Raw genomic sequence first — 12286 nt, 5'->3', positions numbered from 1 at the left:
GCAAATTATTTTGTTAAATCGATGTTAATTCATTTGCATGTTAACGTTAACAAATTTATTTCTTGGTTGGTGTTTTTACATTTTTCTTTGCTTCAGAACTGTCTTTAGCAGCTGTTTTGTTCAGCGTTTCAGGTGTTTTTTCCGGTGCCTTATCCGCTGCTTTTTTGGTTGTTTTAACTGTTTCATTTACAGTCGTTTTTGACTTATTCAATGGCTTTGCCAATACCTTTTCGGCCTTCTCTTCGGTCTCTATTGCGGCAACTTTAACACTTTGTACCACCGGTTTTGCTTTAGCTATAGCTTTTTTAACCACTTTTTCAGCAGATTTTTCAGATTTACTTACCGCTTTGGCAACAGGTTTTTTTATTTCTTTTGCTTTTTCTTGCGAAGCATGCAACAAACCATCAATTTTTTGACCCACATCAGACTTAACAATGGTAAATTTTTTGGTTAATTTTCTAGCCACCCGCTTACTTGCTTTACCCACCTCCGTACTGATTTCAGATACATCATGACCTAAACTTTTAATCACATCTAAAAATTGAGTAGTAATAGACTGTTCAAGCTGTTTTTTGGCTTCTTTTTTTATAATCTTTTTTTGAGACTTCGGCTTAGGGGTTTTCATATTATTTTCGTTTTTTTGTGAGAATGGATTAATTTCTATTAAATCTACTTATTTTTTTACTTTAAAGCTAAAACCATGCCTTCTTTTGATATTGTAAGTAAAGTTGATGCGCAGACATTAGACAATGCCATTAACAATGCTAAAAAAGAAATACTGAACCGATTCGACTTTAACGGATCAAAAAGCACAATCGATCTGGATAAAAAAACAAATGTGATAACCATTGTGACTGAAGACGATATGCGTTTGAAAGCTATTGAAGGATCTATTATTTCCCGGATGATGAAGCAGAATTTGGATCCAAAAAGTTTAAATTTCGGCGATGAACACCATGCCTCAGGTAACATGATCAGAAAAGAAATCAGCATCAAAGAGGGATTGGATAAAGAAGCGGCGAAAAAAGTGGTAGCCAAAATCAAAGCCAGCGGGTTAAAAGTTCAGCCTGCCATTATGGATGATCAGGTTAGGGTTACGGCCAAAAAAATTGATGATTTACAAGCTGTTATCAGTCTTTGCAGAAACGAAGATTTTGATCAGCCATTACAGTTTATCAATATGCGTAATTAGTTTAACTGGTTAACTGTTAAAATCGGTCAATTGTTAATAATAATCAGACAATTAAATGGTTAACCAAATTTAAACAATTAACCGATATCAATTATGGAAATCAGCGAAAACGGTTTTATATTTTCTGATCAAAAAGAACGCTTAGATCTCGAAGCTATCCATCAGTATTTAAGTGTCGAATCCTATTGGGCGAAAGGCATTCCTATAGCTACCGTAAAACGATCCATAGAAAATTCATTATGTTTTGGTATTTATAAAGATCATGTGCAGGTAGGTTTTGCCCGTTGGGTAACCGATAAAGCAACATTTGCCTGGCTTTGCGATGTTTACATAAACGAGAATTACCGTGGGTTGGGCTTGTCAAAAAAAATGATGTCATTTATGATTTTCCATCCGGATTTGCAGGGCCTGAGGCGTTACCAATTGGCTACGTTAGACGCCCATGGCCTCTATGAACAATTTGGGTTTTCAGCTATTCAAAATCCCGAAAGGCAAATGGGCATTGTGATTCAAAATCCATATCGTTAAGGGCCAGAAGAGATATCAAAAACCTTTTTTCGAGTATCTTGTTTCTCATACATATTAAACATTGAGAAAACATGAAAAAGATATTTCTATTGTCGACAGCTTTTGCCCTGGCACTTTCTTTTGAGGCCTGCCAAACTGCAGATAAAAAATCAGCAACTACTAAAGACAGCGTTGCTGGCGACACCACTATGGTAAACGGTAATCACGTTGCCGGATCAGAAAGTACTGAATCTGGAGTGGATGAAGCAGGTGCTACTTTTTTAAGAAAAGCGGCCGTTGGCGGTATTATGGAAGTTGAAGCGGCCAAGATTGCAGCCCAGAATGCTAAAAGTGCAGAGGTGAAAGAGTTTGCGGCTAAAATGCTTGCCGACCATGAAAAAGCCAATGCAGAATTAAAAGCATTGGCTGTAAGTAAAAAAGTAATTACCCCTGATGCCTTACCAGCTGATGAACAGATTCATTTAGATGGTATGAAAAAAATGACTGGTGCGGCGTTTGATAAACACTATATGGATATGATGGTTACCGATCACGAAAAGACGGTAGCACTATTCAAAAAAGGTACTGAAAACCGCGATCAAAGTATTAAAGAATGGGCTGCGAATACTTTAAAAGTAATCGAATCGCATAACGAGATGGCTCAGAAAATTGCCGCAGGCTTAAAATAGGTTATCAAGTTATCCTATATCAACTAGTCGTCGTTTCGAACCTGATATAACGAAGTCGGGAAATCTTTTCAGATAGATTTCTCCATTCCGTAGAAACTGGTCCGGAACGACGACTTTTTTCATTATTATCGGTCTTAATTGTTATAAAAGCACATCAATATCAATTTAATTTAAACACAATTTCTTTCAACAAAAAATTAAAATTAACTTTCGCCGTTTAATACAAAAATATATAAATGAACAAGAGTAGAATTTTTAGAACATTGTTGGGTATTGCAATTGTTAGTGCAGTACCAACTTTGGCTCATGCGCAAAAAGCCAATTGGCAAAACCTCGACCTAAAAAGCGATAGCACATTCGGAATCAGTACGGAGAAAGCATATAAAGAACTTTTAAAGGGTAAAAAATCCGTAAAAGTTATCGTGGCTGTAAATGATGGTGGTGTAGAAGCTACACACGAGGATCTGAAACGGATTATGTGGGTAAATACCAAAGAGAAACCCGGCAACGGTAAAGATGATGATAAAAATGGCTACATCGACGATATTAACGGCTGGAATTTTATTGGAGGACCAAAGGGATCTGTAAATTTTGAAACCTTAGAACTGACCCGTTTAGTTCGTCGGGATCAGGCACGCTTTGCCAATACTACAGATACAAATGTAGCAGAAAAGGATAAAAAGGATTTTGAAGCATTTAAAGCAGAAAGGTCCGAGTTGGAGCAAAAACTGGCCGAAGCAAAAGAAAATTTAGCGGGTATTACTGGTTTTAAAACAGCGTTAGATGCTGTAGTACAGAAAATTGGTAAAGAAAATCCAACAGCAGAAGATTTTAAAAACTTTAAGCCATCTACAGCGATTGAAGGTCGTATCCAGGGAATATTGATCCAACAACTGGAAAAAGGCAGTTTTAAAGATTTTTACGAAGACCAGATTAAAGAAGGATTGGATTATTATACGCGCCAGGCCGAATATAACTTAAATCTTGATTATGATCCACGTTCAATAGTTGGCGATGATCCAAATAATGATAAAGAACGGTTTTATGGGAATAACGATGTTGCAGGCCCTGATGCGATGCACGGTACACACGTAGCAGGTATTATTGCAGCAGATAGAACCAACAAAATTGGAATTTTAGGTGTAGCCGATAACGTAGCCATTATGGGCGTGCGTTGTACGCCAAACGGTGATGAAAGGGATAAAGATGTAGCAAATGCGATCCGCTATGCAGTTGATAATGGCGCTAAAGTAATCAACATGAGTTTTGGTAAAGCTTATAGCTGGAATAAAGCAGTTGTTAACGAAGCAATGAAATATGCGGCATCTAAAGATGTATTGATTGTTCAGGCTGCAGGTAACGAGAACAAAAATATTGATGTTGAAAATAATTTCCCTAACCACAAGGATTTAGATGAGAAAACTATTGCATCATGGATTACCGTTGGTGCTTCAGGTCCTAAAGATGATGAAACTTTGAAAGCCAGTTTCTCGAACTATGGTAAAAACCAGGTTGATGTTTTCGCGCCAGGTGTGCAGATTTATTCTACCGTACCAGGTTCTAAATACAAAAGCTTGGATGGAACCAGTATGGCCTCTCCGGTTGTGGCTGGCCTGGCTGGCTTAATCCGTTCTTATTATCCAAAATTAACGGCAGCGCAGGTGAAAGAAATTATCGTTAAATCGGTTACCAAAGTAAACCACAATGTAGAATACGCAAAAGGCGAAGGTCCTGATGCCGAAAAAGTTTCTGTTCCTTTTTCTGATCTTTGTATCAGCGGCGGAATTGTAAATGCTTACAATGCATTAAAATTAGCAGCAACTTATTCAGGTAAGTCAGTTGCTAAGTAATTTTTTCAGATTGTCATTCTGAGCGAAAGCAAAGGATCTTCAAGCTGTTTTCCTTAACAGAAAAATAAAAATGCGTCCCAATGTAAAATCTGGACGCATTTTTTGTTTCGTGTGTTTAGAGAAGTCAGGTTTTGAAAACTTGACTTCTCTTGTGTTAAGCCAATATCTTATCAGGTGTGATGGGTAATGTTCTGATCCTCTTTCCTGTAGCATTAAAAACGGCATTGGCTACTGCAGCAGAAAAGCCGATCAAAGCAATTTCACCCATACCTTTTGCACCCATAGGGTTAATGTAAGGATCAGGCTTATTGATGAAATTAACATCGATTTCCGGTACATCAGCGTTCACAGGAACGTGGTAATCAGCAAAGTTGTTATTGATGTATCTTCCATAACGGTGATCGATTATTGATTCTTCTGTTAAAGCCATTCCTATACCGCCAACTGCGCCGCCCACCATCTGGCTTCTGGCGGTTTTCGGACTCACAATGGTTCCTGAATCACCTACAGAAACAATTTTACTTATTTTTACCACTCCCGTAAGGTTATTTACTTTTACCTGTACAAAGTGAATGGAGAACGAATACATTGAGTAATTATCTCTTTCCTTACCGCCCTGACTCTCTTTTGTTATTTCTATTTGCGGCAGATTATTCTTTTTCAAAACCTCAACAAAATTAGACGTTGCATCCATATTTGAATTTGCTGCGAGTTCGGCAATGGTAGATTTTAAGGCTACACAAACATCATTCACTGCCGAGCCTACGGTAGATAGTGTGGCCGAACCGCCCTGACTTGGCGCTGGCGGTAAAGATGAATCACCTAATTCGAAAGTGATTTTATCTACAGGAATACCCATCAGTTTACTGGCAATTAAAGTCATACCGGTTCCTGTACCAGGACCAATGTCACTTGTTGCACTTTGTAAAAGAAGCGATCCATCAGCTTTTAAAATGCCTTTTGCGCTGGCTTTTCCCCTATTGGCATTAAATACACCAACACTTACCCCGTAACCGGTTTGCCATGCCCCTTCAACTATACTACCCGGTTTGTTTTTTCGGTTGCGCCAGCCAATCTTCTCAGCTCCGATTTTATAGGCCTCTTTAATATTCTTGCTGGAAAAAGGCTTGTTTTTTTGTTGATCGGTTTCAGGATCATTTTTAATTCTAAATTCCAATGGATCCATGTCTAGGGCATGCGCCATCTCATCAATCGCGCTTTCGAGCGCAAAAGCTCCGGTGGCTTCCCCTGGTCCCCGCATCCATATCGGCACGCCCAAATCAACCGGAACAATAACATAAGAAGTATTTACATTATCGCATTGGTACATAAACTTCGCCATGTTCACTACACCTTCGGTAAAGTTCTCATAAGCAGAAGTTTCACCATAAGCCCTATGCGTAATGCCCGTTAGCTTGCCATCCTTATTTGCACCCAAACCAATGGTTTGTATGGCCGCTGGCCGATTACCTACCATCGTAAACATCTGCATTCTGGTAACAACCAGTTTTACAGGTTTGCCAATGTGTTTAGAAGCCATTATTGTTGCGATCTCCAATGGCCATGTGCGTAAGGCCATCCCAAAACCACCGCCCACAAACTCCGAGTTCACCTGGATATTTTCCATTGGGATTTTAAAAACATTCGCGATAGTTCCCTGCGTAGCTTTTACGCCTTGTGTTTTGGCATAAACGGTAAGCTGGCTATTTGGTCTCCAATCGGCAATAATCCCATGTAATTCCATTGGATTATGCGTCTCAATTGGAAGAAAGTACCTTTCTTCGAGCTTTACCTCTGCAGTTTTATAAGCATTTTCTTCACCACGTTTATAGTCGGCCTGCCCCTGTAGCTTTTTAGCTTTCGGATCTTTCAGCGCTTTTTCAAAATCAGTATTAAAAGTCTCTTTAGTATAGGTTGCCTTAACTAATGATGCAGCATAAGTTGCCCTTTCAAAAGTATTGGCCACCACAATAGCTATGGGTTGTCCGTTATAGAAAATCTTATCGGTATAAAAAATCTTCATCTGTGGCCCACCCTCCTGTTCGTAAGCGGCCGCCGAGGGCTTATTCAGGTGCGAAATCACCGCCACCACTCCCGGAGCTTTTTCGGCAGCTCTCGTATCAAGTGCGGTTATTTTCCCTTTAGTAATGGTACTGGTTACCAATACACCGTAGGTTAAACCAGGTAAATCATATTCAGCAAAATATTTGGCTTTCCCGGTCACTTTCAAGAAACCGTCTACTCTGTCGTTTTTATCTTTTAGCATATTCTTTTCCATAACTAGGCTTTTGATTTTGCTAGGTTTAAGGCCTCAATAATTGTATTGGGTGCAAGTTTTAGCTTGAAGTCGTTTCCTCCAAAGCTTTTTGCATCTTTCATGGCCAGTTGCGCAGCCTGCTCAAAATTGGTTAAGCTGGCTTCTTTTCCTTTTAAGAAAATCTCAGATGCGGTTAAACGCCAGGGTTTATGTGCCACGCCGCCCATGGCCAGCCGAACATCAGTAATTTTATTATTGACGATTTCAAAAGCTGCCGCTACTGATACCAGTGCAAAAGCATAAGAAGCCCTATCCCTGACTTTTAGATAATGGTAATTTTTGGCCAAGTTGTTTGTAGGGATTTCCAAACCTATAATCATTTCATCGGCCTTTAAGTTGTTGTCTAACTGTGGTGTATCTCCGGCTAAGCGATGAAAATCTTTAAATGATAGTTTGCGTTCTCCTTTTGCATTGGCCAATATCACTTCAGCGTCTAAGGCAATTAAGGCTACACACATATCGCTCGGATGAACAGCAATGCATTTTTCTGAAGTTCCGAAAATAGCATGCATGCGGTTAAAACCTTCCATTGCTCCACATCCCGTACCCGGCTGGCGTTTATTACAAGGCATTTCGATATCGTAAAAATACCCACAGCGCGTACGCTGCATCATGTTCCCGCCAACCGTAGCCACATTTCTGAGTTGCGCTGATGCGCCGGCTTGTAAAGCCCGGGAAAGTAAAGGCAGTTTCTCTTTAATCAGGGGATGATCTGCAACTGCCGTGTTCGAAGCCAAAGCACCGATATGGATTTTATTCCCGATCTGCCTGATTTGTTTCAGCGGTACGTGGTTGATATCAATAAGTTTTTCCGGTGCGGTAACACCTCTTTTCATCAAATCGATTAAATTGGTACCACCTGCCAGGAATTTGGCATTTTTATCTTTACCCAATAAAGCAATGGCTGATTTTGCTGTGGTTGTTCTGAGGTATTGAAAATTGATCATATGGTCTCACCTCCTTCTTTCACTTCAATAATTGCATCAACTATGTTTGGATAAGCACCACACCTGCAGATATTTCCGCTCATGTATTCGCTTATTTCAGCCCTTGAATTGGCATGGCCTTCACGAACACAGGCTACTGCCGACATGATCTGCCCTGGTGTACAGTAACCGCATTGAAAACCGTCATGTTTGATAAAAGCAGCCTGCATCGGATGTAAAGTATCGCCATTTGCCAAACCTTCAATCGTGGTTATTTTCTTTCCCTCATTCATCACTGCTAAGCTGAGGCAAGCGTTTACCCTTTGTCCATCTACATGAACAGTACAGGCGCCACACTGGCCATGATCACATCCTTTTTTAGTCCCCGTTAAGTGTAATTCTTCACGCAGATAATCTAAAAGGGTTACCCGGGGTTCTACCGTTGTTTGATAAGCTTTATTGTTTACCGTAAGCTTTAAGGGTATTTTCTCAAAAAGTTCGGCAAAACGTTCATCGGCATTATTTTCTGCTGCTTTAATTGCAGTACCAGGCGTTAGTGCAATGGCCGTAATTACTGAGGTCTTTTTAAGAAAATCGCGCCTGCTATCACCCTGATTTGGTTTCTGTTCAGAAGATTTCATAGTTGGATGTTTATAAATGGTTGCGTTACCAGAATCTTCATTATTATCAATTCTTCGATAAAAATTAACCGTCTTTCCGGTATTTCCATCTCTAAATTTAAAATAAAAACTAAAGCTAATTCCCTTAAAATTGATAGGTAAAAGAAAAGTTACGCCCCGACTTTGATGCCAACATACATAAAACCAACAATTTCAAAAATTGTTCGAACTTTTGTACTACAATTATTGCCTTTCTACCTGGTTAAAAAAATTAGAATGATTTTGATTTAACGGGAAAAAAAATCAAATTCAGAATAGTCATGATCATTGCGTTTAACCTGAATGATGATAATTCCGTCTAAAATCGTTTTCCTTTAAGTACCCTGATTTCTGATCCTTCTGCCAGGAAAACAGAATCTGGCTCGACATGGTTTAAGAAAGCAAAATCATTACCATAGTTTATCCCAAAATTGACGTTGATTTTATAACTTTTTATAGGATAAACTTGCCAGCGCGGATGTTCTACCCCATATTCAGAGGTTTTATTGCGGCCAATTTTTGTGTATCCCCAGTAATGTTCGGTAATAAATTCTTCTTCGCTACCAGGTGCAATTTCTTCTGCCTTAGCATTGGCAATAACCTGAAAATTATGCCATGTTTCACTTTTCCAGAGATAATCCACCTCAAGCTGGTTTTCCTGTTCTACCCAAGCATGTTTCATAGGTAAAGTTTGATATTGTTCGTTATAAATGGTATTGGCAACAAATGTGATTGCAGGCAAAGGAACAATTTCTTTAACAAAAACAACTCCTCTTTTCCATTCTTTACCATCTTTATACCGAACATAGAAGCGTAGGTTAACCACCTCAAAATTTGTATGTAATGGAATATTAAAGCCAAGTAACTTTACATTCATAAACATAAAACCCACTAAGCTCACATAATACTTTCCATTCCAGCTATCTAATTCGGTGTGCGGAGGAAGATACTTTAAAAGAATTTGCTCATCTACCGCATATTGCGCAAGTGCTAACTTTCGCCATTCCGCAGTTAAGAAAACTCCTTTTTTAGCTGTCATGATATAACAGCTTGTCTTAAACGAACTAATTTGACTAAATTTTCTTCGAGCAAATCTAAATGAAGCATATTAGCTCCATCTGATTTGGCATTTGCAGGATCAGGATGTGTTTCGATAAATAAGCCATCAGCACCAACGGCAATGGCTGCTTTTGCAATAGTTGAAATCAGTTCGGGTTTACCACCGGTAACTCCGCTGCTTTGATTAGGCTGTTGTAAACTATGGGTACAATCCATTACCACAGGCACACCAAAACTTTGCATTTCGGGTAAACCGCGATAATCTACAATCAGATCCTGATAACCAAAGGTATTTCCACGATCGGTTAAGATGACCTTATTGTTGCCCGCCTCTTTTACCTTTTCAACCGCAAATTTCATTGACCCAGCCGATAAAAACTGGCCTTTTTTTACATTTACCACTTTCCCCGTTTCTGCAGCAGCAACTAATAAATCGGTTTGGCGACACAAAAAAGCCGGAATCTGCAATACATCAACATACGCAGCAGCCATCGCGGCTTCACCACTTTCATGAATATCGGTAACGGTTGGCACACCAAATTCTCTGCCGATTCTTTCTAAAATGCGTAACGCTTTTTCATCGCCAATGCCCGTAAATGAACTTCCTTTACTTCTATTTGCCTTGCGGTACGAACCCTTAAAAATATATGGAATCTGCAGTTTATCGGTAACCGTAATAATCTTTTCAGCAATTCTCATGGCGATATCTTCGCCTTCAATCGCGCATGGACCCGCCATTAAAAAGAAATTACCTGAATCTGTATTTTTTAATTTATCTAAATAGTTAAGCATGTTTGAGATGTGAGATGTGGGATGTGAGATGTGAGATGTGAGATTTCTCTCAGATTTAACGTCTCAAATCTCATATCTGATTTTTAGTTTCCTAATTCCGACATAAATTTTATCCGCATCAATTGAATTTCTTCCCGGGTGTAATCGGTTTCGCCCAGTTCATTTAGTGCTTCGTCTATAGAATCGCTTTCAGCTGCCCTGAAGTAATCAAAAACTTCATCCTGCCTATCGTCGTCAATGATTTCATCGATAAAGTAGTTCAGGTTCAGTTTGGTGCCGGAGTTTACAATCGACTCTACTTCTTTCAGGATCTCTTCGTAAGTGATGCCTTTTGAATCGGCAATGTCTTCCAGGCCAATCTGTCTGTCGATATTTTGGATGATCGATACTTTCATCTGTGATTTATTGGCCTGCGTTTTAATGATCAGATCAATAGGACGTTCGATGTCGTTATCCTCCACATATTTTTTGATCAATTCAATAAAAGGTGCACCGAATTTCATTGCTTTACCCGAACCTACACCCGAAATCTGGCGAAGTTCTTCCATGGTAATGGGATAATGGGTACACATTTCTTCTAAAGACGGATCCTGGAAAACCACAAATGGTGGAACGCTTTTTTGCTTCGCAATTTTTTTACGCAGCTCTTTTAGCAACGATAACAGATGGGTATCCAAAGCACCTGTGCCTTGTTTTACATCCTCATCATCATCGTCGGTACTGTTTCCTATCGGCTCGTTTAATATGAATTTGAGGCTGTAAGGATTAACGATAAAATCTTTTCCCTGTTTAGTTAATTTTAATAAACCGTAATTATCGATATCCTTAAAAAGATAATTATTTAAAACCGCCTGGCGGATAATGGATTTCCACATCAGTTCACCGTCTTCCTTGCCGATTCCAAATTCAGGAACCTTACTATGTTCATAAGCAATGGTTTGCGCTGTTTCCAGACCTAAGAACACATTTAACAGGTGTGCATCATCAAATTTCTCACCGGATTTTTCAATAAACTTTAGTAAGGTAGATAACTGACTTTCTACTTCAAACTGTTTTTTAGGCTTTTTGCAGTTGTCGCACATGCAGTTGCAGCCGGTTTCGTTAAAGTTTTCGCCAAAATAGTGTAGGATTTGCTTACGACGGCAAACGCCGGATTCTGCATAATCAATCACTTCCTTTAATATCTGTGTACCAATCTCTCTTTCAGAAACCGGTTTATCTTTCATAAATTTTGCCAGTTTATCTACATCTTTTTGAGAGTAGAAAGCAATGCACACGCCTTCGCCACCATCACGTCCGGCCCTACCTGTTTCCTGATAATAACCTTCCATACTCTTAGGCACATCGTGGTGGATGACAAAGCGGACATCTGGTTTATCGATCCCCATACCAAAGGCAATCGTTGCAACAATTACCTCGGCATCTTCCATCAAAAATTTATCCTGTGTTTCGGCCCTGACTTTCGGATCTAAACCTGCATGATAGGGCAAGGCACTGATTCCATTCAGGTTTAAAGCTTCGGCCACTTCCTCTACCTTTTTACGGCTTAGGCAATAGATAATCCCTGATTTACCCGGATTAGACTTGATATATTTAATGATTTCTTTGGTGATATCTTTTTTAGGACGGATTTCATAAAATAAATTCGGCCGGTTAAATGAAGATTTGAATAACGTGGCTTCCGTCATGCCCAGATTCTTCATAATGTCCTGTTGTACCTTTGGCGTAGCCGTCGCAGTTAATGCAATAATCGGGATATTATTCCCCAACCCTGCAATAACCTGTTTAATCTTACGGTATTCCGGCCTGAAATCGTGCCCCCATTCAGAGATACAATGCGCCTCATCAACGGCGACAAAGGAAATTTTAATCAGGTTTAAAAATTCAATGTTATCCTGTTTTGCCAAAGACTCTGGCGCAACGTACAATAATTTAGTCTGACCGCTTAAGAGGTCAGATTTAACTTGGGTAATTTCAGATTTGTTTAAGGATGAATTAAGAAAGTGAGCAATACTGTCATTTCCACCAAAAGCCCTTAATTGGTCTACCTGGTTTTTCATTAATGCGATTAAAGGAGAAATCACAATTGCTGTACCCTCGCTCATTAAAGCGGGCAACTGATAGCAAATAGACTTCCCTCCGCCTGTGGGCATAATAACAAAAGTATTATTGCCTTCTAAAATATTGGTAATGATCGACTCCTGATCACCCTTGAAATTATCAAACCCGAAGAAATTTTGTAGGTTATCAAATAACGACTTTTTCACGTCCATTTTGTGTAATAAAATATGCGAT

At 39.3% G+C, this 12286-nt stretch carries 11 protein-coding genes; 4 read left to right on the top strand and 7 right to left on the bottom strand.

The window, feature by feature from the left end:
• Positions 1-55 precede the first annotated feature (55 nt).
• Positions 56-625 (bottom strand): hypothetical protein, encoded by a 570-nt coding sequence (locus ACFE6N_RS12780; protein WP_378936996.1) that lies wholly within the window; start codon positions 623-625, stop codon positions 56-58.
• 75 nt (positions 626-700) lie between these two features.
• On the opposite strand from ACFE6N_RS12780, the gene ACFE6N_RS12775 reads away from it, so the two are divergent.
• The 4 genes from ACFE6N_RS12775 (at position 701) to ACFE6N_RS12760 (ending at position 4238) form a co-directional block, all read left to right on the top strand.
• Positions 701-1192 carry a YajQ family cyclic di-GMP-binding protein gene (locus ACFE6N_RS12775; protein ID WP_378936994.1) on the top strand — a complete coding sequence of 164 codons (492 nt, stop codon included), beginning with the start codon at positions 701-703 and terminating at the stop codon, positions 1190-1192.
• Positions 1193-1285: 93 nt separating this feature from the next.
• Positions 1286-1720, top strand: a complete 435-nt coding sequence (locus ACFE6N_RS12770; RefSeq protein ID WP_378936992.1) for a GNAT family N-acetyltransferase — start codon at positions 1286-1288, stop codon at positions 1718-1720.
• A gap of 71 nt (positions 1721-1791) precedes the next feature.
• The gene (locus tag ACFE6N_RS12765) at positions 1792-2388 is read left to right on the top strand and encodes a DUF4142 domain-containing protein (protein WP_378936990.1); all 597 of its coding nucleotides are present in this window, start codon (positions 1792-1794) and stop codon (positions 2386-2388) included.
• A 236-nt stretch (positions 2389-2624) separates the two neighbouring features.
• Positions 2625-4238: a S8 family peptidase gene (locus tag ACFE6N_RS12760; protein ID WP_378936988.1), complete on the top strand. Its 1614-nt coding sequence runs from the start codon at positions 2625-2627 to the stop codon at positions 4236-4238.
• A gap of 154 nt (positions 4239-4392) precedes the next feature.
• On the opposite strand, the gene ACFE6N_RS12755 is transcribed toward ACFE6N_RS12760, so the two are convergent.
• The 6 genes from ACFE6N_RS12755 to recQ all read right to left on the bottom strand — a co-directional run bounded on the left by ACFE6N_RS12755 (position 4393) and on the right by recQ (position 12264).
• Complete coding sequence (locus tag ACFE6N_RS12755; protein WP_378936986.1) at positions 4393-6516, bottom strand: xanthine dehydrogenase family protein molybdopterin-binding subunit; 2124 nt, start codon at positions 6514-6516, stop codon at positions 4393-4395.
• A 2-nt stretch (positions 6517-6518) separates the two neighbouring features.
• Complete coding sequence (locus ACFE6N_RS12750; protein WP_090979061.1) at positions 6519-7502, bottom strand: xanthine dehydrogenase family protein subunit M; 984 nt, start codon at positions 7500-7502, stop codon at positions 6519-6521.
• Complete coding sequence (locus ACFE6N_RS12745) at positions 7499-8122, bottom strand: (2Fe-2S)-binding protein (protein WP_378936984.1); 624 nt, start codon at positions 8120-8122, stop codon at positions 7499-7501. Before ACFE6N_RS12745 ends, ACFE6N_RS12750 begins: the two co-directional genes overlap by 4 nt.
• Positions 8123-8459: 337 nt before the next feature.
• Entirely contained in the window at positions 8460-9179 is a 720-nt protein-coding gene (locus tag ACFE6N_RS12740; protein ID WP_378936982.1) for a YqjF family protein, read from the bottom strand.
• Complete coding sequence (kdsA, locus tag ACFE6N_RS12735; RefSeq protein ID WP_378936980.1) at positions 9176-9991, bottom strand: 3-deoxy-8-phosphooctulonate synthase; 816 nt, start codon at positions 9989-9991, stop codon at positions 9176-9178. The genes ACFE6N_RS12740 and kdsA overlap by 4 nt, the downstream gene beginning before the upstream one ends.
• Positions 9992-10074: 83 nt before the next feature.
• A complete protein-coding gene (recQ, locus tag ACFE6N_RS12730) occupies positions 10075-12264 on the bottom strand; it encodes a DNA helicase RecQ (protein ID WP_090979074.1) in 2190 nt (729 codons plus the stop codon).
• Positions 12265-12286 lie beyond the last annotated feature (22 nt).

The organism is Pedobacter sp. BG31, assembly GCF_042464845.1.
Lineage (GTDB): Bacteria > Bacteroidota > Bacteroidia > Sphingobacteriales > Sphingobacteriaceae > Pedobacter > Pedobacter suwonensis.
The sequence above is the reverse complement of the archived record's forward strand: the minus strand, read 5'-3'. Positions and strand labels throughout refer to the sequence as shown.

What these genes read in the sequence shown, in the direction of transcription:
- ACFE6N_RS12780 (WP_378936996.1), bottom strand. Translation starts at nt 625, where the DNA reads ATGAAAACCCCTAAGCCGAAGTCTCAAAAAAAGATTATAAAAAAAGAA.
- ACFE6N_RS12775 (WP_378936994.1), top strand. Translation starts at nt 701, where the DNA reads ATGCCTTCTTTTGATATTGTAAGTAAAGTTGATGCGCAGACATTAGAC.
- ACFE6N_RS12770 (WP_378936992.1), top strand. Translation starts at nt 1,286, where the DNA reads ATGGAAATCAGCGAAAACGGTTTTATATTTTCTGATCAAAAAGAACGC.
- ACFE6N_RS12765 (WP_378936990.1), top strand. Translation starts at nt 1,792, where the DNA reads ATGAAAAAGATATTTCTATTGTCGACAGCTTTTGCCCTGGCACTTTCT.
- ACFE6N_RS12760 (WP_378936988.1), top strand. Translation starts at nt 2,625, where the DNA reads ATGAACAAGAGTAGAATTTTTAGAACATTGTTGGGTATTGCAATTGTT.
- ACFE6N_RS12755 (WP_378936986.1), bottom strand. Translation starts at nt 6,516, where the DNA reads ATGGAAAAGAATATGCTAAAAGATAAAAACGACAGAGTAGACGGTTTC.
- ACFE6N_RS12750 (WP_090979061.1), bottom strand. Translation starts at nt 7,502, where the DNA reads ATGATCAATTTTCAATACCTCAGAACAACCACAGCAAAATCAGCCATT.
- ACFE6N_RS12745 (WP_378936984.1), bottom strand. Translation starts at nt 8,122, where the DNA reads ATGAAATCTTCTGAACAGAAACCAAATCAGGGTGATAGCAGGCGCGAT.
- ACFE6N_RS12740 (WP_378936982.1), bottom strand. Translation starts at nt 9,179, where the DNA reads ATGACAGCTAAAAAAGGAGTTTTCTTAACTGCGGAATGGCGAAAGTTA.
- kdsA (WP_378936980.1), bottom strand. Translation starts at nt 9,991, where the DNA reads ATGCTTAACTATTTAGATAAATTAAAAAATACAGATTCAGGTAATTTC.
- recQ (WP_090979074.1), bottom strand. Translation starts at nt 12,264, where the DNA reads ATGGACGTGAAAAAGTCGTTATTTGATAACCTACAAAATTTCTTCGGG.